The 18,461-nt window shown below is 69.4% G+C and carries 18 protein-coding genes; 5 read left to right on the plus strand and 13 right to left on the minus strand.

The window, feature by feature from the left end; all coding sequences use genetic code 11:
- Positions 1-18 precede the first annotated feature (18 nt).
- The 4 genes from ACQPXM_RS02465 to ACQPXM_RS02480 all read left to right on the plus strand — a co-directional run bounded on the left by ACQPXM_RS02465 (position 19) and on the right by ACQPXM_RS02480 (position 3,704).
- A complete protein-coding gene (locus tag ACQPXM_RS02465; protein ID WP_432944274.1) occupies positions 19-633 on the plus strand; it encodes an NAD(P)-dependent oxidoreductase in 615 nt (204 codons plus the stop codon).
- Between the two features lie 97 nt (positions 634-730).
- The gene (gene asnB / locus ACQPXM_RS02470; protein WP_432944276.1) at positions 731-2,569 is read left to right on the plus strand and encodes an asparagine synthase (glutamine-hydrolyzing); all 1,839 of its coding nucleotides are present in this window, start codon (positions 731-733) and stop codon (positions 2,567-2,569) included.
- A 15-nt stretch (positions 2,570-2,584) separates the two neighbouring features.
- Entirely contained in the window at positions 2,585-3,004 is a 420-nt protein-coding gene (locus tag ACQPXM_RS02475) for a MarR family winged helix-turn-helix transcriptional regulator (RefSeq protein WP_432944278.1), read from the plus strand.
- 91 nt (positions 3,005-3,095) lie between these two features.
- A complete protein-coding gene (locus ACQPXM_RS02480; RefSeq protein WP_432944280.1) occupies positions 3,096-3,704 on the plus strand; it encodes a hypothetical protein in 609 nt (202 codons plus the stop codon).
- A gap of 59 nt (positions 3,705-3,763) precedes the next feature.
- On the opposite strand, the gene ACQPXM_RS02485 is transcribed toward ACQPXM_RS02480, so the two are convergent.
- The 3 genes from ACQPXM_RS02485 to ACQPXM_RS02495 all read right to left on the minus strand — a co-directional run bounded on the left by ACQPXM_RS02485 (position 3,764) and on the right by ACQPXM_RS02495 (position 8,629).
- Complete coding sequence (locus tag ACQPXM_RS02485) at positions 3,764-4,264, minus strand: hypothetical protein (protein WP_432944281.1); 501 nt, start codon at positions 4,262-4,264, stop codon at positions 3,764-3,766.
- Positions 4,265-4,431: 167 nt separating this feature from the next.
- Positions 4,432-8,040, minus strand: a complete 3,609-nt coding sequence (locus tag ACQPXM_RS02490; protein WP_432944283.1) for a discoidin domain-containing protein — start codon at positions 8,038-8,040, stop codon at positions 4,432-4,434.
- A 157-nt stretch (positions 8,041-8,197) separates the two neighbouring features.
- A complete protein-coding gene (locus tag ACQPXM_RS02495; RefSeq protein ID WP_432944285.1) occupies positions 8,198-8,629 on the minus strand; it encodes a hypothetical protein in 432 nt (143 codons plus the stop codon).
- 58 nt (positions 8,630-8,687) lie between these two features.
- On the opposite strand from ACQPXM_RS02495, the gene ACQPXM_RS02500 reads away from it, so the two are divergent.
- Positions 8,688-9,326 carry a winged helix-turn-helix transcriptional regulator gene (locus tag ACQPXM_RS02500; RefSeq protein WP_432944287.1) on the plus strand — a complete coding sequence of 213 codons (639 nt, stop codon included), beginning with the start codon at positions 8,688-8,690 and terminating at the stop codon, positions 9,324-9,326.
- Between the two features lie 3 nt (positions 9,327-9,329).
- Here the strand turns inward: ACQPXM_RS02500 and ACQPXM_RS02505 are convergent, their stop codons facing one another.
- The 10 genes from ACQPXM_RS02505 to ACQPXM_RS02550 form a co-directional block, all read right to left on the minus strand.
- Positions 9,330-10,970, minus strand: a complete 1,641-nt coding sequence (locus ACQPXM_RS02505; RefSeq protein WP_432944289.1) for a solute symporter family protein — start codon at positions 10,968-10,970, stop codon at positions 9,330-9,332.
- Positions 10,967-11,308, minus strand: a complete 342-nt coding sequence (locus ACQPXM_RS02510) for a DUF485 domain-containing protein (RefSeq protein WP_432944291.1) — start codon at positions 11,306-11,308, stop codon at positions 10,967-10,969. The genes ACQPXM_RS02505 and ACQPXM_RS02510 overlap by 4 nt, the downstream gene beginning before the upstream one ends.
- Positions 11,309-11,396: 88 nt before the next feature.
- Positions 11,397-12,209, minus strand: a complete 813-nt coding sequence (locus tag ACQPXM_RS02515) for a class I SAM-dependent methyltransferase (RefSeq protein ID WP_432944293.1) — start codon at positions 12,207-12,209, stop codon at positions 11,397-11,399.
- Between the two features lie 93 nt (positions 12,210-12,302).
- On the minus strand, positions 12,303-13,034 hold the full coding sequence (locus ACQPXM_RS02520) for a cytidylyltransferase domain-containing protein (RefSeq protein ID WP_432944295.1): 732 nt from the start codon (positions 13,032-13,034) through the stop codon (positions 12,303-12,305).
- On the minus strand, positions 13,031-13,897 hold the full coding sequence (locus ACQPXM_RS02525; protein ID WP_432944297.1) for a hypothetical protein: 867 nt from the start codon (positions 13,895-13,897) through the stop codon (positions 13,031-13,033). The genes ACQPXM_RS02520 and ACQPXM_RS02525 overlap by 4 nt, the downstream gene beginning before the upstream one ends.
- Positions 13,897-15,465, minus strand: coding sequence for a hypothetical protein (locus tag ACQPXM_RS02530; RefSeq protein WP_432944299.1), 1,569 nt, complete (start codon positions 15,463-15,465; stop codon positions 13,897-13,899). The genes ACQPXM_RS02525 and ACQPXM_RS02530 overlap by 1 nt, the downstream gene beginning before the upstream one ends.
- Before the next feature lie 36 nt (positions 15,466-15,501).
- Positions 15,502-16,626 carry a UDP-4-amino-4,6-dideoxy-N-acetyl-beta-L-altrosamine transaminase gene (gene pseC, locus ACQPXM_RS02535; protein ID WP_432944301.1) on the minus strand — a complete coding sequence of 375 codons (1,125 nt, stop codon included), beginning with the start codon at positions 16,624-16,626 and terminating at the stop codon, positions 15,502-15,504.
- Between the two features lie 4 nt (positions 16,627-16,630).
- Positions 16,631-17,614 (minus strand): UDP-N-acetylglucosamine 4,6-dehydratase (inverting), encoded by a 984-nt coding sequence (gene pseB / locus ACQPXM_RS02540; RefSeq protein WP_077017888.1) that lies wholly within the window; start codon positions 17,612-17,614, stop codon positions 16,631-16,633.
- Between the two features lie 146 nt (positions 17,615-17,760).
- The gene (locus tag ACQPXM_RS02545) at positions 17,761-18,201 is read right to left on the minus strand and encodes a type II toxin-antitoxin system VapC family toxin (protein ID WP_432944303.1); all 441 of its coding nucleotides are present in this window, start codon (positions 18,199-18,201) and stop codon (positions 17,761-17,763) included.
- Entirely contained in the window at positions 18,191-18,418 is a 228-nt protein-coding gene (locus tag ACQPXM_RS02550) for an AbrB/MazE/SpoVT family DNA-binding domain-containing protein (protein WP_432944305.1), read from the minus strand. The genes ACQPXM_RS02545 and ACQPXM_RS02550 overlap by 11 nt, the downstream gene beginning before the upstream one ends.
- Positions 18,419-18,461 lie beyond the last annotated feature (43 nt).

Genomic DNA, 18,461 nt, shown 5'->3' on the forward strand with positions numbered 1-18,461 from the left:
ACGAGAGAGGACTGAGCGATGAGCAGGATCCTGGTTTTCGGCGCCGGCGGGCGGGCCGGTCGTGCGGCGGTCGAGGAAGCCCGCCGCCGCGGCCACGAGGTCACCGCGGCCGTGCGGACACCCGGCAAGTACGCCGGCCCGCCGGTCGCGGTGGTCGCGGCCGACATCACCGACCTCGAGGCCGTCCGCCGGCTCGCGGTCGAGCACGACGCGGTGATCGCCGCCGTGTACGACGGCGGCGCCGATCCGGTCGACTTCTTCCCGCGGGTGGGCAAGGCCCTTGCCGACGGCATCGGCGGCACCCGCCTGGTCTGGGTCGGCCTCGCCTCGATCCTTGCCGACGACAACGGCACGCTGCTGATGGACACCCCCGGCTACCCGCAGGAGTACCGGTCCTTCTACGCCGCCCACCAGGCCGCGGTCGACCTGCTGGCCGGATCGCAGGCCGACTGGGTCTCGATCACCCCCTGCGGCGACTTCGACCACGAGCACCCCGAACGCACCGGCGCCTACCGCATCGCTCCGGCCGACGCCGCCAGCCGGATCTCGTACGCCGATCTCGCGATCGCTCTGCTCGACGAGATCGACACACCGCGCCACCACGGCGAGCTGCTCGGCGTACGGCGGGCATGACGTTGCTCACCTGAAGCACTGTTGTTGTCACCCTGGGTGCGAAATACATTGGAGGCAAATGTAATTCCTCGAGGATGTCTCTGACAGGAGGCGCAGCATGTGCGGAATCACCGGGTGGGTGGCTTACCGGCGTGACCTGGCGGCCGAGCGGGCGACCGTCGACGCGATGACCGAGACGATGGCCTGCCGGGGTCCGGACGCGCGCGGGACCTGGTGGGCCCCGCACGTCGCGCTCGGGCACCGGCGGCTGGCGGTGATCGACCTGGAGGGCGGCGAGCAGCCGATGACGGTCGACGTCCCGGCGCCGGACGGCGGGACGGCGACCGTCGGCATGGTCTACAGCGGCGAGGCCTACAACTACCTGGAGCTGAAGGACGAGCTGCGCTCGCGCGGCCACCGCTTCGCGACCGACTCCGACACCGAGGTCGTGCTGCACGCCTACCTGGAGTGGGGCGAGGCGTTCGCCGAACGGCTGAACGGCATGTACGCGTTCGCGATCTGGGACCCGCGCGAGGACAAGCTGGTGATGGTCCGCGACCGGATGGGGATCAAGCCGTTCTTCTACTACCCGACCGACGACGGCGTGCTGTTCGGCTCCGAGCCGAAGGCGATCCTGGCCAATCCGCTGGCCCGGCCGGCCGTCGACGACAACGGCCTGCGCGAGCTGCTGACGCTGAGCAAGACGCCCGGACACTCCTTGTGGGCCGGGATGTCCGAGGTCGCGCCGGGCACGGTCGTCACCGTCGACCGCAACGGCGTACGCAAGGCGACGTACTGGCGACTCGAGACCCGGGCGCACACCGACGACCAGGACACGTCGGTCGCCCACGTCCGCGAACTGCTGGTCGACATCACCCGACGCCAGCTGGTCGCCGACGTGCCGCGCTGCGTGCTGCTGTCCGGCGGTCTCGACTCCAGCGCGATCACCGGTCTGGCCGCGGAGCAGCTGGCGGTCGACGGCGAGAAGGTCCGCAGCTTCGCGGTCGACTTCGCCGGCCAGACCGAGAACTTCGTCGCCAGCGAGCTGCGCGGTACGCCGGACGCGCCGTACGTGCACGACGTCGCCGACCTGGTGAAGTCGCAGCACTCGGACATCGTGCTGGACAACACGACGCTGACCGATCCGGAGGTACGCCGTACGGTCGTGCGCGCGAACGACGCGCCGCTGGCCGGAGACCTGTTCAGCTCGCTCTACCTGCTGTTCAAGGCGATCCGGGAGCAGTCGACGGTCGCGCTGTCGGGTGAGTCGGCCGACGAGCTGTTCGGCGGGTACCTGTGGTTCCACGACCCGGAGGTGCAGCGGGCCCAGACGTTCCCGTGGCTGGCCTTCCGTGGCTTCCGCGGCCAACCGGGTGGGGTGCTGCGTGACGACCTGCTGCGGCGGCTCGACCTTCCGTCGTACGTGCGGGACCGGTACGCCGACGCGGTCGGCGAGATCGAACGGCTGGACGGCGAATCCGGCCACGAGTGGACGATGCGCAAGATCTGCTACCTGCACCTGACCCGGATGGTCCGGATGCTGCTCGACCGCAAGGACCGGATGTCGATGGCCGTCGGGCTGGAGGTCCGGGTGCCGTTCTGCGACCACCGGCTGGTCGAGTACGTCTACAACACGCCGTGGTCGCTGAAGACCTTCGACGGGCAGGAGAAGAGCCTGCTCCGGGCCGCCACGCGCAACGTGCTGCCGGAGTCGGTCGCCACCCGGACGAAGAGCCCGTACCCGCAGACGCAGGACCCGGCGTACGCCGTGGCGCTGTCCGAGCAGGCCCGGCAGCTGCTGGCCGACGACCATCCGGTGCTCGAACTGGCCGACCGGGCCAAGGTGGAGGCGACTCTGACGGCCGAACCTGGTGCCGTTCCGCGGCAGAACCTGGAACAGTTGCTCTCACTGGCAACATGGCTGGACATCTACCGTCCCGAGATCCGGGCGGCCTGACCCGACGGGGTGATCGTGCTGGACGAGAAGGCAGTCCACCTGATGGTGGCGATGCACCGGATCGTCCGGCACCTCCGCCGGACCGCGATGTCGACATCGATGCACCCGACCCAGTTCATCGCCCTGCTGGTGATCGCCCGCGAGCAGCCGGTCCGGATCGGCACGATCGCCAACCGGGTGCCCTGCTCGCAGCCGACCGCCACCACGACCGTCGCCGTCCTGGAGAACTCCGGGCTGGTCCGCCGCCGCGCCGACTCCCTCGACGGACGCGCGACAGCGGTCGAGCTGACCGAACAGGGCGCCGAGACCGTCGCCCACATGCGCGCCGACGCCGCCCAGGCGCTCACCACGATCCTGTCCAGCCTCAGCCCGGAGGACCGCGAGAAGGTCCTGGAGGCCGGCGAGATCCTGTACGGCGTCGCGGACGACTTGTAGCCCGGCGGCCGGTCTCAGCGGCGGGGAGCTTGCCGTCCAGCGCCTTGAAACCGGCCGCCACGCGGGCCCGGGGGTCTGAGATCCTCGATCCATGCGGCGGCTGCTGAGGTGGATCTTCTGGGTCGGCCCCTGCCGCTTCTACCTGGCCGGCGAGGCGAGCGGCGGTGCTGTCCCTTTCGTCTTCCTCTTCGGCCTGTTCGGCTTCGCCGCGGCGCTCGGCGGTGTGTTCGCGCTGATCGGCGCCGTCTTCCTCGCCGACGGCCACCTCACCGCCGACCAAGGCGCCTTCGAAGCCCCACTCGCCACCGCCGACGCCGAGATCCTCCGCTACGACGACGGCCCCGGCGGCTTCGGCGACCGCCACCTGGTGGTCCGCTTCACCGCCGGCACCACCGAGATCACCACCAAGATCAAGGCCGAGGACCGAGTCGAGGAGTCCCACGTCCCACCACTCGGCGGCCACCAGCAGGTCGAGTACGTCATCACCGACCCCACCCGAGCCCGCCCAGCCGGAGCCACCGAGTCCAAGAAGTCGGACGCGCAAGGCAGCCGCTACTTCGGCTACGCCTGCCTGACCCTCACCACGCTCACCGGCGCCGCCTACCTGGTCAGCCGCCGCAAACGCCCCGGGGGCAGATCCCAATCTGCCCCACCTGTAGCCAGATCGAGCAAGTACGATGGATTCTGCTTGGGGCAGTAGAGCCTCCTGAAGTGGACCCGGCAGCCTTCCGGACGGTAGGTGAGCCGGGTCTCGCGCGTTCAGAGGTCCCTCAGACCGGAGAATCGCGCCACTGATCGACGCCACGCCCCGCCGCGCGTCCATGCCCAGGCGACCGCATCCGGCACCCACAGCAATGGATCGAGCTTCGGAGCCAGCAGATCCCAGCGCAGCTCCGGGCAGTTGTACCGGTAGCAAGCGGCGTGCAGGGTCCGGCGGTCACGTTGGTACGTCGACTCGTCCCGCTCGACGACCAGCCGCCCGGCTGTGCCGGCCGAATCCCGAACGATGGCCTCGAGGCACGCCTGACGGCCAGCGAGCGTGTCGCGCTCCGCGTGGTAGAGGTCGACCACCAGACGGAACTCAGCGATGGCACCGAGAATTCGCTTGCGCCGGGCATCCGTCTCGTGGCGGAAGTGCAGGCGCTCCTGCCCCGCGAGAAGCAGTCCGCGCAGGGCCTTGCGGTGGACGCCGACGTCGTCGGCCGGACACCGGGCCGCGGCCATCAACAGGCCCTTGGACTTCGACTCGTCGACGAACACGTGTACTGGCATTTCCCCGCCCTGTGTGGTGGCAAGGGACGACCGTCGCACGAGCGGTGACGGTGGCTTCGCTGCAACACGAGGGCAGGTCGGGGCAGTTGGGGGCAGATGAGTGGGAACGGCGAACGGCCGCCGACGGGTGTCGGCGGCCGTTCTGGGTAGATGAATCAGTTGCGGACGATCGTGAACGTCGTGGTGGTGTTCCTGATGTCGACCGCGTTGTTGGTCAGGGTGAGGTTGTTGAACGTCGCGGTGCCGCGGGCCGGGCCCTCGCCGGGTTCGGGGAGTTCGTTGGCCCAGATGCCGAAGCCGGACTTGGCGTCGAAGGCGTCGCCGGACTTGCGGGCGCCGGAGATCGAGACGTTGGTGAGCACGGTGTCGGCGACCGGGAACAGCGGGCTGCCGCCGACGTAGTCGGTTTGGAACATGATGCCGGAGTAGGTGGGATCGACGATGTCGACGTCGGTCAGGCGGATGCCCTGGAAGATCTTGGTGGCCGAGTAGATCCAGATGCCGGGGAAGGTCTGGGCGCCCCAGAAGTGGCCGCCGGCGCGGACCACCGAGATGTTCTCGAAGCGGGTCGGGGGAGTGGCGCCGAAGCCGTTCATCGGGATGCCGAAGTCGAGCGAGCTGATCGTGATGCCGCTGTAGACCAGCGTGTCGGCGACGTACAGGTTGCGGAAGACGTTGTTCGTGCCGCCGTACACCGCGAAGCCGGCTGCTCGCCAGGTCAGTGTCGACGAGAGGTTCTCGAAGACGTTGTCGCGGACCTCGCCGCCGCCGTTGTCGGTGGCGTTGAACAACGCGAAGCTGTCGTCACCGGTGGCCCGCGCGTCGTTGTTGCCGACCGTGTTGCCGGACGAGCCGTTGGTCATGTTGATGCCGTCGGCGAACAGGTTGCGGATCCGGGAGTTGCGGATCGTGGAGTTGTCGGTGTTCGCGCCCCAGTACAGGCACATCTGGTGCTCGACCCAGATGTTGTCGATGGTCATGTTCGACGTGCCGGCGAAATTGAACACCTTGCCCGGACCGTCGTTGCGGCTGTCGTAGTTGCCGAAGTAGGCGAACCCGCTGAACGTCGACCCGTTCGCCGACGACTGTGCGTCGAAGCCCACGTCGGTGTTCGACTGGTTGACCGGGGCAACGAACCGGGTGAACCACGGCCCGGCGCCGACGACCTTGACGGCCTTGCCGGTGACCATGAACTTGTTCGACGTCGGGTACTCGCCCGGCGGCAGGTAGACCCCCTGCAGCGACGCGTCCTGCCGCACCCGGTCCAGCGCGTTCTGCACGTCCTGGTGGGTGAAGCCCGCCGGCGTCACGAATCCCGTGCCGGGGTTGGCGATCGGCGCGACCTGCTCGGTGTTGACGAAGTCGATCGCGTACGTCGTGCTGTTGGCCGGGTCCTTCTGCAGCTTGATCTTCGTGCCGGCCGGGAAGGTCCCGTCCAGCATCAGGTTCGCCTCGTCGTAGATGTGCCGGGCCGGTCCGGAGCCCGGCGAGTTGTTCGGGCTCGCCTCCGCGCCGTACAGCCAGGCGTACTTCGAGGTCAGCGGCAGCGCCTTGTGGAACGCCCCGTTGACGTACACGTTGATCGTCGAGTTGATCCCGCCACCACCGGGCGCATCCGGGATGGAGAACCGCGTCACGAGCGTGTTCGTGCTGGCCCGGGTGGTGAACTCGACGAACGATCCGTTGCTGTTCAGCGTGACCGCGCGCCGCCCGGACGCCTCACCGGCGAGGTCGCCGATGGTCCGGTTCGGCCCGACCACAGCCGCGCCGCCGCCGACGGCCGCGTCCTCGGCCTCCAGCTGGTCGTACGGCATGTTCGCGCCGCGGCCCACGAAGAACGGCCGCTCGCTGGTGTTGTTGGTCCGCTTGACCGGTAGCTCGTTCGCGTCGTCAGCCAGGACCACGCGCACCGAGTACCGCCCGTTGACCGCCGGCCAACTGCCGAGCGACACCGCCGGAGCGGTGGCACCAGCCGCGATCGCACCCGAGTACGACCCGGTCAGCGTCCGGACGACGGTGCTCCCGTTGAGCAGCGTCAGCGTGATCCCGTGCGCACCCGCCGCCGAGGCGATCGACCCTTGGTTGCGGATGGCAACGGAGAACGCGACGTTCGTGCCGGCCGACGGGTTGCCCGGCGTCCAGCTGACCGCGCCCGCCACCAGGTCGGAGCTGGCCACCGGAGTCACCACCAACGGCGACGCGCTGCTCGCCGAGTTGTTCGCGTCGTTCTGCTCGACGACGGTGTTCGCCTCGTCGACCTTCGCGCTCAGCGGGTAGCTGCCGGCGTCGCGACTGCCGATCGCCGCGCTGACCGTGGCCGAGGCGCCGGCCGTGAGCGCGCCAACGTTCGCCGTACCGACCTTGGTCTCGCCGAGATAGAAGTTGACGTTGCTCGCGGGCGAGCCGGCGGTGCCGGTGTTGTTGACCGTCGCACGGACGGTGATCGTGTCGGTCTCGACCGGCGAGGTCGGGGTCCAGGACACGTTGGAGAGGGTCAGGTCCGGGTTCGGGGCGGGCACGCCCATCACCTGGAACTCCGCGACCTGGCCGGCCGGGGCTCCGGTGTTGCCGGTGAAGTTGAGCCGGACGTCGGCGACGCGCGCGCTGACCGGGATCGTCACGGTGTTGCCGGACGACGGACTGAAGTTGTACGCCGCGGAGGCCGCGATCGTGCTGAACCCGGTCGCGCTCTGCTCCCGGCCGAGGATCGAGAAGGTCTGGGTCCGGTTGCCCCACGCGCTGTCCGGGTTGAGCCGGACGACGACTGAGCTGAGATCGGCGTTCGCGCCGAGCTCGGTGGTCAGCGTGGCCGGGTTGCCGTTGCCCTCCCAGTACGTCGTGACGTTGTCGTCGTTGGCGTTGGTCGCGACGAACGTGTGCACGAAGCCGGAGGCGGTGATCGGCTTGCGCAGCGCGAGGTTGCTGCCCGGGCCGGAGCTGCCGCCGCGGGTGACGCTGTTGCTGTTCGGCGACTGGTTGCCTGCGGCATCCTTCGCGCGGACGAAATACGTCACCGCCGCGGAGGCCGGCTGGGTGTCGGTGTACGTCGTGACGCCGGCGCTGAGGCTGGTGCGCAGCTGGCCGTTGGCGTACAGGTCGTAGCCGGTCACGCCGACGTTGTCCGTCGACGCCGTCCAGGTGAGCCGGATCTGGCCGGTGCCGGGCTCGGTGAACGACAGGTTGCCCGGGGCGGTGGGAGCCTGGGTGTCACCGGCGGCGGGTCCGTAGACCTCCAGCTCGGACAGCTGTCCCGCAGGCCAGCCGGTGTTCGCTGTGATCCGGATCCGGACGTAGCGAACGGTCGCGGCGCCGTAGTCGATGGTCACGGTGTTGCCCGGCGCGGTGAACGCGCGCGATGCCGACGGGGAGAGGTCGCTGAAGTTCTGGCCGTCGGTGCTGCCCTGGACGGCGAGGGTCTGGTTGCGAGAGCCCCAGCCGGCGGTGGGCAGCTTGAGCACGACCTGGTTGGTGCTGACCGACGAGCCCAGGTCGACCTGGACCCACTGCGGGAAGGCGTTGTTGGCGCTCTCCCAGTAGGTGCTCTGGTTTCCGTCGGTCACGTTCGACGCGGCGTAGTTCTGGGTGCTCGTGCTGGCCGCGGCGACTTTGCCCGCGGCCAGGTTCGGACCGGCCAGCACGGCCGCGGCGGCGGTGGTGCCGGCTGAGCCGTCCTGTGCGAGGCCGAGAACCGGTCCGGCGGACAAGAGCAGACTGCTGGCGAGCACGGTGGCGAGCAGGCGCCACCTTCCGGCTCTGGGTTTCATGGCATCCGGCCTCTCCTGATGGGCGGTGGTGAGGGGGACAGCCGCTGCCAAGAAAATTTCAGGCCAGTTCTAAAGTTGCTCGATCTTGCCAAGTTCTTGCGCAGCGCTGGCTCATTGTTACGGCAGCGCTCCGCGAGCGTCAACGGTTCGTGACTGGTCAGTCCGTTGACGTGTCCGAACTGAACCACCGGGTCGGCCGGAAGGTGAACAGCGTGATCAGGCTGCCCGGATCGCCCAACTCGCTCTGGGCGAAACCGGCCGCGTGCTCCTCCGGCATGTACCGGCGGGCGATCGTCACCAACTGCTCAGCGGTTGGTGTGCCGATCTCGACCAGCTCCGCCTGGACCGTCACGTACGCGAACGGCGGCTCGTCGCGCTGCGCGACCAGCGTGATCGCGCCGGCCGCCTTGATCCGCTCGATCCGCTGCGGTGACCGCCGCTGGGTGCCGGTGAACATCGTGATCAGCCCACCCGGCTCGTAGGCGTAAAAGGTCGGGACGCTGGTCGGCGGCTGCCCGTCGGCGCCGTTCACGCTGACCACCCCCACGTGCGGGCCGGCCAGGAATTCCTCACGCGCTTGCTTGCTCATGGTCGCCATGAAGCAAGCTTCATAAAAACAAGTAGAGTCTGTCAAGTAGAGTGGCCGCATGACGGCGAAGACGTACGGGCAGTACTGCGGGGTGGCCCGCGCGCTCGAACTGGTCGGCGAGCGCTGGGCGCTGCTGGTGATCCGCAACCTCTTGGTCGGCCCCAAGCGCTACACCGATCTCAAGAACGGGTTGCCGAAGATCCCGACCAACGTGCTGGCGACCCGGCTGAAGGAGCTCGAGGCGGCCGGCATCGTCAGCCGCCGGATCGAGCCGAGCCCCTCCAGGGCGATCGTCTACGAGCTCACGCCGTACGGCGCGGCGCTGGACGCGGTCGTGCTGGAGCTGGGCCGCTGGGGAGCCCGTTCGCTCGGGGAGCTGCGGCCGGGGGAGATCGCCGACGCCGACATCCTCGTGATGGCGTTGCGGTCGACGTTCCAGCCGGCGGCGAGCAGGGCGAAGGCGACGTACGAGGTGCGGTTCGGCGAGGTGGTGGTGCACGCGATCGTCGACCGGGACGAACTCGCCGTCCACGCGGGCGCGGCGGAGAAGCCGACGCTGGTGATCGAAGCGTTCGGCCCGTTGACCCCACTGCTCGACGGCACGGTCACGCCCGCCGAAGCGCTGGCGGACGGCCTGGTGGGGATCAACGGGCCGAAAACCGAGCTGACCCGGTTCAGTCAGCTCTTCAGGATCTGACGGTCAGTGCTTGGCGGCGCCCTCCGCGCCCGCGCCGGTGAGGGCGCGAACGGACAGTTCGTTGTAGCGCAGTTCGCTCGCGCGGTCCTTGCCGACCAGGGTGCCGATCACGCCGAGCAGGAAGCCGAGCGGGATCGAGACGATGCCCGGGTTCGACAGCGGGAACCAGGAGAAGTCCGCGCCGGTGATCATCGAGGTCGGTGAACCCGACACGACCGGCGAGAAGATCACCAGTACGACGGCCGAGACCAGGCCGCCGTAGATGCTCCAGGTGGCGCCCGAGGTGTTGAACCGCTTCCAGAACAAGTTGAACAGCAGGGCCGGCAGGTTGGCGGAGGCGGCGACAGCGAAGGCCAGCGCGACCAGGAACGCGATGTTCAGCTTCTGTGCCGGGATCGCCAGCCCGATCGCGATCGCACCGATGCCGATCGCGGCGAACCGGGCGACCCGGATCTCGTTCTTCTCGGTCACCTTGCCCTTGGCGATCACGTTCACGTACAGGTCGTGCGCGAACGACGAGGCCGAGGTCAGCGTGAGTCCGGCGACCACCGCCAGGATGGTGGCGAAGGCGACGGCCGCGATCAGCGCGAGCAGGATCGCGCCGCCCACCGAGCCCGGCCCACCACCGACCATCTCGGCCAGCAGGACCGAGGCGGTGTTGCCCTTCGAGGCGGCGACGGCGCTGTCCTTGCCGGTGTCGAGCAGGGCCGCGGCCCCGAAGCCCAGCGCCAGCGTCATCAGGTAGAACGAGCCGATCAGGCCGATCGCCCACTGCACCGAACGCCGCGCGGACCGGGAGTCCGGCACGGTGTAGAAGCGGATCAGGATGTGCGGCAGACCCGCCGTACCGAGCACGAGGGCCAGGCCGAGGGACAGGAAGTCGATCTGGCCGACCAGGTCCTTGCCGTACAGCAGACCCGGCTGCAGGAACGCCTCGCCCTTGCCCGAGTTGGCCGCGGCGGCGCCGAGCAGCTTGGACAGGTTGAAGTCGAACTTCAGCAGCACCAGGAACGTGATCAGCAGCGTGCCGGTCATCAACAGCACCGCCTTGACGATCTGCACCCAGGTGGTGCCCTTCATGCCGCCGATCGTCACGTACACGATCATCAGCGCGCCGACCAGCACGATCACGCCGGCCTTCAGGCCCTCACTCGTCACGCCGAGCAGCAGCCCGACCAGCGAACCCGCGCCGACCATCTGGGCCAGCAGGTAGAAGATCGAGACGACGATCGTCGAGGACGCCGCCGCGGTCCGGACCGGCCGCTGCTTCATCCGGAACGCGAGCTGGTCGGCCATCGTGAACCGGCCGGAGTTGCGCAGCAGTTCGGCGACCAGCAGCAGCGCGACCAGCCAGGCGACCAGGAAGCCGATCGAGTACAGGAAGCCGTCGTATCCGAAGAGCGCGATCTGGCCGGAGATGCCGAGGAAGGACGCCGCCGACATGTAGTCGCCGGCCACGGCCAGGCCGTTCTGGGCACCGCTGAAGGAGCGACCGCCGGCGTAGTAGTCGGCGGTGGTCTTGTTCTGCCGCGAGGCCCACCAGGTGATGTACAGCGTCACCGCGACCACGGCGGTGAACAGCGAGATGGTCAGGGCCTGGTTGCCGGGCTCGGCGTCGGCCAGGGGGATCAGCAGGGGGTTCACCGACGACGCTCCCTCTTGTACTTGGCGTTCAGCCCGGCGGCCAGCGGATCGAGCTTGCGGTTCGCGAACCGGCCGTACACGAACGCGATCACGAACGTGGAGACGAACTGCAGCAGCCCGAAGATCAGCGCCACGTTGATGTTGCCGAACACCTTCGTGCTCATGAAGTCGCGGGCCCAGTTGTTGCAGGCCACGTAGGCCAGGTACCAGACCATGAAGGTGACCGTCCAAGGCACCACGAAGTTCTTGTAGCGGCGTTTCAGCTCGGTGAAGTCGGCCGCCTCGTGCACCGCTTCGTACGCGCGGGCGTCCCGCTCACGCACTGCGTCGTCTTCCATCTGCACCCCTCAGTCGGGAACGAACAGATGCACGGTAGCCCTCGGAGCGGCGTTTGTGACCCACCGCGACCAAAAAGTTGCCGAGGGCTCAGAGCGGCGGCGCGACCGGCGCGTCGAGCGTGCGCTGGTAGTTGGCCAGGTCGCTGGGCCAGGTGCGGTAGCAGTTGGTGAAGTACGGCATCCGCAGCGGCTCCGGCGGCCGGGCGGTGCCCTCGTAGATGGCGTCGATCTGCTCGAGCACCGACTCGCGGCGAGACTCGGTCAGCACCGAGACGCGCGAGTGCGAGAGCGCGAGCTGACGCAGGCCGCCGCGGTCCAGGTCGTGCCAGTGCCGGAACCGGCCGGTCTCCACCGGGCCGAACAGGTCGGACTGGAGCAGGATCGGCATCGGGTCGAACTGGTCGGCGCCGGCCAGGAAGTCCTCGCCCAGGATGGCCCGGTGCAGCCGCCGGACCCACGGCACCACGGTGTCGTAGTGGTTCCAGAGCAGGCCCAGTACGCCGTGCGGCCGCAGGACGCGGGCGATCTCCGGCAGGGCCCGGGCGTGGTCGAACCAGTGGAAGGCCTGTCCGACGATCACCGCGTCGACCGAGCCGTGCGCGAGCGGGATCGACTCGGCCGCGCCGACCATCGTGTCCACGCCGGGCACCTTGCGGCAGACCGCCAGCATCTCCTCCGACGGGTCGACCGCGACCACGTCGTGCCCCAGCGCGGCCGCGACGGCGGCCAGCTTGCCGGTCCCGGCGCCCAGATCGAGCACCTGCCGACGGCCGTGGACCGACGCCTCGCCGAGCACCCACGCCAGCGCCTCGACGGGGAACGTCGGACGGCCCGCGTCGTACGCGGCCGCGACGGCGCCGAAGGAGCGGCCGCGCTCAGGTCCTGGATCGTCGGTGGTCATCACCGTAAATCATGCCGTAGGCGCGCCCGGCGACGTCAGGGCGCGCGGTAGTGCGTGTCCGCCAATCCCCGCCCGCCGCACGGCGCGCGGGGGCTACTCGCCGAGCTTCTTCTGCTCGATGTGCTCGTTCAGAGCGTGCAGTTCGGGGTGCTTGCCCATGATCGCGACCAGGTCCGCGCAGTTCAGCTCCGCCGCGCCGAAGTCCTCGATCAAGGTGGTGAGCAGCTTGCGGTCGTCGGGCGTGTCCAGCGTCAGCCGGTACTGCGAGGCGTCGCCACCGTCCCACGGCAGGTTCAGCAGCCGCATGTCGCCGGTCCGGTTCTGGTGCAGGTACGACGTGACGTGCTCCCGGTCGGCCGGGATCGTCGCCTCCGCGTCGGCGCGCAGCAGCCGCTCGGCGGAGAAGACCTCGTAGTCCATGCCGCGCGGGTAGGTGCGCTCCAGGCAGTTCGAGACGTAGAGGTTCTCGGCGGCCTCGGTGCGGAAGCGGTCGGCACCCTCGGTGACCACCGCCGGGTCGATCAGCGGGCAGTCCGAGGTGACCCGGACGACGCCGTCCAGCCCGTGCTCGCGGATCGCGCCGGCGAACCGGGACAGCACGTCGAGCTCGCTGCCCCGGAAGACCGGGAACCCGGCCGCCGTGGTCTGCTCGACGATCGGCTCGTCGTCGGTGTTCGTGGTGGTGGCCACGATCACCGGCAGGCCGGTCGCGGCGAGCCGGTCGAGGTGGTGCTGCAGGAACGTGCGGCCACCGGCGGTCAGCAGCACCTTGGCCGGCAGCCGGGTGCTGGTGGCGCGGGCCTGGGTGATGATCCCGATCTTCATGACAACACCTTCGCAGTTCTCGGGTCGACCAGGGTCGCCGGGTCGTGGTTCCAGCGGAACAGGTCACGGATCTCGGCCGGTCCGGCCAGGTGCTCGACGCCGAGCTCGGCGTCGGTGAACGCGCGGGCCACGTCGAGCGGCACGTACGGCTGGTTCAGCTCCGGCCACAGCCGCCGGATCCGGGCCTGCCCGCCGAAGGACGGGTGCTCGTTCTCCAGCAGCATCGGGTCGCCGTACACACCCGGTTGCAGGCCGATCGACGCGCCGTACAGCACCGCGGAGCTGAGCCGGTTGGAGGCGACCCGGCGGTGCTTGCGCAGCTCCGTGAGCTGCTTGAGCAGGAAGTCGGGGTCGGTCTTGCGCCAGTGCAGGCCGCGGTACCCATGGGTGATCACCCGGAACCCGGCGTCGGTGTAGACCTGCCGGATCGCCTCGTTGCCGAACTCGTTCCAATACAGGCAGACCGTCACCGGCCCGGTCTCGTGCTCGTTGATCGAGGCAACGATTTCGGCGTGGTCGCCGAGCACGTTCTGGCCTTCCCAGCCGTGGAACGGGTAGAAGATCGTGCCGGCCGCGTCCGGCGCGGGAGCAGCCAGCTCGGGGTGCAGCTCGAGCAGGTAGAGCCAGGCGGCGCCGATCACCGCGTAGTCGCGCAGGCCCATCGACCAGCCGCGCCGGCGGACCGTGTCGGACCAGACGAACTTCGGCATCCCGGGCACGAACGCGGTGTTGTACGCGAAGCCGTCCAGGATGTTCCAGCCGTGCTGCAGATAGCCCCAGATGGTCGGCGGATCACCGGCCGGCAGCCCGGCGTACTCGGCCATGATGTGCGCGTGGCCGTAGAAGTGGTTGGCGTGATGCATCAGCGCACCACGCGGCGGACGCGCTTGACCACGACCCGGGCTGGGTTGAGCACCGCCTGACCGACCCGGTACGGCTTGGACCGCCGGATCCCCTTCAGCTGACCCTCGAACCAGGTCGCCTGCGCGCTCGCGTCGGCCAGCTCCTGGGCCAGCCGGGCGATCGTCTGCAGCTGCTCGGCGCTGCCCTGCGGCCGGACCATCTCGTTGTTCTCGGCAACCGCTGCCCAAAGCCCGTCGGTGACGGTGATCCCGGCCGTCGAGGCCAGGCGCGCGGTCAGCTCGCGCGGACCGCTGCCGACCGCCCATGGTTGCCGTGAGCCCGCTTCCAGCGACCGCCGGACGAAGCGCCCGAGGTGGGCGACCACCAGGGCGTCACCGCGGACCTCGACCGCTTCCGCGTCGCCGAACACCCGGTACGCCGTACCGTCGCTGATCACGTTGTCGGCCGAAGCGACCGCCGCGACCGACGGCTCCTGGGCGCGCAGCCACTCGGCGTACGGCGGGACGGTACGCCGGATCGCCGCCTGGTCGTCGACCCGCAGCGCGGCGAAGAGTTCCTCCTCCAGCAGCACCCCCGGCCCGGCCGGAACCGCGCCGTCAGGCAGTACGGCGGGAGCGTCCGCGCCGATCACGAAGAACCAGCCCGGAGCCAGTTCGCTGCCCAGTCCGGCGGCGAGCGCCTCCTGAGTGGTCCGGTACGGGTCGGTCAGTGTCGGTCCGCTGAACCGGCCCGCGACCGCACGGGCGACCACCGCGGCCGCCAGCGGGCCATTGACCGGGCTCAGGCCGATCGACGGCTCGACCAGCGTCGGGTAGAGCGCGTACGTCCGAGTCACGCTCAGCTCGGCGGCCTCCAGCGCGGCCAGGACCGCCTTCAGCCCGGCGGGCGCCAAGGTGTCGCCGCGCACGTCGGCCGGCCAGTCGGCGTCCCGCGGCACGGTGATCGTCGGGTCGGGCTGGACCAGCCGCTCGATGCCGAAGCTGTTCTCGGCGCCGAGCAGCAGCCGTCCTCCCGGGGCGAGCCGGGATTTCAGCGTCGTGAGCCCGTCCGCCCACGGCATCACCAGGGTATCGGGCCCGACCAGCCTCGGCACCCCGTCGAGCGCCACGACCACGTCGTACGACGCCTCGCCGTGCTCGGGGCCGAAGTGGTCCAGCGAGCCGCAGAAGACGCGGACGCCGAGTGCCTCGGCGATCTCCTCGGCGTCGGGCGCCGAACGGATCAGGACGTCGACCGACGCCGCCGTCTTGGCGATCTGCTCGAGCAGGTCCAGCGAGTGCGGACCGGCGACGAGCACGGAGTCGGTCGGCCGGAGAACGGCCGCGAGCAGCTCCGCCGGCACCGGGCCGGAGACCGCGGGGCGGCCGTCGGTCGGGTGCAGGTCGGACCAGTTCAGCATCTCGCCGGCGATCATCACCGAACGTGCCGGTGCCTCGGCGTCACTCGGAGCCCGGTTCCGGCCTTCCGAGTCGGCCAGCGAGGTCAGACCGGGGTCGTGCGTCGGGGCGCTCGGCGTACTGCCGACGCCCTCCGAAGCGGGCTGTTCCGGGGACTGGTCAGATGTCACAGTGGTCAATTCTCTGATTCTCCACCAAGAACGTGATCAGGAGACCAGCTTCGTCAGCGTCTCGATCACCCGATCGACGTCCGCGTCGGTCAGGTCCGGGAACATCGGCAGCGAGATCTCCTCGCGGTAGAACTGCTCCGCGTTCGGGCACATGCCGCGCTGGTAGCCGGCGTTGGCAAAGACCGGGTGCCAGTAGACCGGGATGTAGTTCACCTGGACGCCGATGCCGGCGGCGCGCAGGCCGTCGAAGATCTCGCGGCGGCGGCCGCCGAGGATCCGGACCGGGTACAGGTGCCAGGCCGGGTCGACGTGGTCGCGCTGGGCCGGCGTCCGGATGCCGTCGACACCGGACAGGGCTTCGTTGTAGCGCGCGGTGATCTCGGTCCGGCGCTTCTTGAACGCGTCCAGCCGCTTCAGCTGGGACAGGCCGAGCGCGGAGGCGATGTCGGTCAGCCGGTAGTTCAGGCCGTGCTCGTGCACCTCCTGGTGCCACGGGCCCTCGTCGGTGATCTCGAACCGGTCGGGGTCGCGGACCAGGCCGATGAAGTGGAACTCGTGCACCCGCTGGGCCACCGCCGGGTCCTTGGCGACGACCGCGCCGCCCTCACCGGTGGTCAGGTTCTTGGTCGGGAAGAACGACAGCGTGGTGACGTCGGCCAGGTCGCCGACCGGGCGGCCCTTGTAGGTGCCGCCGACCGAGTGCGCGGCGTCGTCCAGCGTCTTCGCGCCGATCCGGTCCGCGATCGGCTGCAGGGCGTCGTAGTCGGCGGCGTGGCCGGCGTAGTCGACGGCGGCGATCACCTTGGTGCGGTCGGTGACGACCGCCTCGACGGCGGCCGGGTCGAGCAGGGCGGTGTCCTCCTCGACGTCGGCGAACACCACCTTCGCGCCCAGGATCGCCGCGCAGGACGCGGTCGCCACGAACGTCATCGGGGTGGTGACCACCTCGTCGCCGGGGCCGACGCCCAGACCGGCGTACGCCATGTGCAGGGCGGCGGTGCCGGAGGTGCAGCTGACGGCGCGGTGGCCGCCGGCCAGCTCGCCGACCGCGTTCTCGAACGCGGTGACGGCCGGGCCGGTGGTCAGCCAGTCACCGCGCAGGATCGCGGTGACCGCCTCGATGTCGTCGTCGCTGATCGACTGGCGTCCGTAGGGCAGCATCGGCTCAGACGTCGCTCTCGAGAATCTTGGTGATCTCCTCGATCGTGTACCACTCCTCGTTGTTGTCCGAGGTGTAGTGGAAGCCGTCCGCGACCGGGACGCCGTTGGCCGGCGGGGTGTAACCCCAGGTCGCCAGGTCCGGCTGCAGCACGTAGCGGTCGCCGATCGCCAGCGCGCGGCGGCCTTCCTCCGGGCTGATCATCTCCTCGTGCAGCTTCTCGCCCGGGCGCAGGCCCATGTCGTGCATCTTGGCGCCCGGCGCGATCGCCTGGGCCAGGTCGGTGATCTTCATCGACGGGATCCGCGGCACGTACAGCTCGCCGCCCTGCATCTGCTCGAACGAGTCGACCACGAACTGGACCGCCTCGGGCAGCGTGATCAGGAACCGGGTGCAGCGCAGGTCGGTGATCGGCAGCGACTGGCCGGCCTCGTGCAGCGCGCGGAACTTCGGGATGATCGAGCCGCGCGAGCCCATCACGTTGCCGTAGCGGACCACGCAGAACCGGGTCTCGTACGCCGCGGCGTAGTGGTTGCCGGTGATGAACAGCTTGTCGGCGGTCAGCTTGGTCGCGCCGTACAGGTTGATCGGGCTGGAGGCCTTGTCGGTGGACAGCGCGACGACCTTCTTCACGCCGGAGTCGATCGAGGCCTCGATCACGTTCTGCGAGCCGACCACGTTGGTCTGGACGAACTCCCACGGGTTGTACTCCGCGGTGTCGACCTGCTTCAGCGCCGCCGCGTGCACGACGTAGTCGACCTTGTGCATGGCGCGGTTCAGCCGGGCGCGGTCACGGATGTCGCCGATGAAGAACCGCAGCCGCGGGTCGTCGCCGAACAGCTGGCGGACCTCCCACTGCTTGAGCTCGTCGCGGCTGAAGATGATGATCCGGCGCGGGTCCAGGTTGTCCAACGCGTAGCGGATGAACGCCTTGCCGAAGGAGCCGGTGCCTCCGGTGACGAGGATGTCGGAGCCGGTGAGGATGGACACGTCGAGTAGGACCCTTCTGAGGGGGACAGTTCCGGACAGCCGCGGAGCGCATACCCGCTGAGCAGCAACTCCGTACGATAGCGGGCCCTGGAGCGGATGCCTCAATCACCAGTGTCCCGCTCCTGCTCGGAGCCGAGGGTCAGACGTCAGTTCGGCGCCAGAAGTTCGATGCTCGGGAAGTAGGTCCGGAACCGGGCTGCGTCGCGGGTGAGCACCCGGTACCGCATGACAGCGGCGTGGGCGCCGATGTAGAAGTCCGGCAGCGGCGAGGTCCTGGCTCCGCCCCGACGGCGGTAGCTCACGAATGCCTTGGCGGCCAGAAATCCCGCCTCGTACGGCAGCGGCTCGCGGCGGAAGATGTCGCTCGGCACCGCCGCGTCAACCTCTTCCACCTTCTCGTAGCCGGCCGAAACCTCCGCGTACACCAGCGGATTGATCACCAGTTCTCCGGCGGAATCGGCCGCCGCGATCGCCTCCGACGACCAGCTGCCCCAGGTGGGGTCGTCGGTCAGGACGTCCAGCAGGGCACAGCTGTCGACCAGTGTGGTCACCGGAGCAACAGCCGCGAGCCGGCGGTCATTCGCCACGCAGCAGCTCCATCAGTTCGTCCGTGCTCATGCCGCTGGTCGCGGTGCCCCGCGCTTCACGGACCCATCGCTGTCCCCGGGTCTCGCTGTCCTCGACCCGAACGATCCGCAGCGTCCCGTTCTCTTCGGTCACCTCGACCTCGTCGCCTTCGTGCAGGTGGTACTTGCGGCGCAGCTCCGCCGGGATGGTGACCTGGCCCTTGCTGTTCAGGCGCATGGGAACCCTCCTAGGTATTACATCAGTTACGTATTACATCCTA

Source organism: Kribbella sp. CA-253562 (assembly GCF_050942265.1).
In the GTDB taxonomy this organism is placed as follows: domain Bacteria; phylum Actinomycetota; class Actinomycetes; order Propionibacteriales; family Kribbellaceae; genus Kribbella.

Excerpts from the sequence above, each read along its gene's own strand:
- ACQPXM_RS02465 (WP_432944274.1), top strand. The coding sequence starts at position 19 with ATGAGCAGGATCCTGGTTTTCGGCGCCGGCGGGCGGGCCGGTCGTGCG.
- asnB (WP_432944276.1), top strand. The coding sequence starts at position 731 with ATGTGCGGAATCACCGGGTGGGTGGCTTACCGGCGTGACCTGGCGGCC.
- ACQPXM_RS02480 (WP_432944280.1), top strand. The coding sequence starts at position 3,096 with ATGCGGCGGCTGCTGAGGTGGATCTTCTGGGTCGGCCCCTGCCGCTTC.
- ACQPXM_RS02490 (WP_432944283.1), bottom strand. The coding sequence starts at position 8,040 with ATGAAACCCAGAGCCGGAAGGTGGCGCCTGCTCGCCACCGTGCTCGCC.
- ACQPXM_RS02495 (WP_432944285.1), bottom strand. The coding sequence starts at position 8,629 with ATGAGCAAGCAAGCGCGTGAGGAATTCCTGGCCGGCCCGCACGTGGGG.
- ACQPXM_RS02500 (WP_432944287.1), top strand. The coding sequence starts at position 8,688 with ATGACGGCGAAGACGTACGGGCAGTACTGCGGGGTGGCCCGCGCGCTC.
- ACQPXM_RS02510 (WP_432944291.1), bottom strand. The coding sequence starts at position 11,308 with ATGGAAGACGACGCAGTGCGTGAGCGGGACGCCCGCGCGTACGAAGCG.
- ACQPXM_RS02515 (WP_432944293.1), bottom strand. The coding sequence starts at position 12,209 with ATGACCACCGACGATCCAGGACCTGAGCGCGGCCGCTCCTTCGGCGCC.
- ACQPXM_RS02520 (WP_432944295.1), bottom strand. The coding sequence starts at position 13,034 with ATGAAGATCGGGATCATCACCCAGGCCCGCGCCACCAGCACCCGGCTG.
- ACQPXM_RS02525 (WP_432944297.1), bottom strand. The coding sequence starts at position 13,897 with ATGCATCACGCCAACCACTTCTACGGCCACGCGCACATCATGGCCGAG.
- pseC (WP_432944301.1), bottom strand. The coding sequence starts at position 16,626 with ATGCTGCCCTACGGACGCCAGTCGATCAGCGACGACGACATCGAGGCG.
- ACQPXM_RS02550 (WP_432944305.1), bottom strand. The coding sequence starts at position 18,418 with ATGCGCCTGAACAGCAAGGGCCAGGTCACCATCCCGGCGGAGCTGCGC.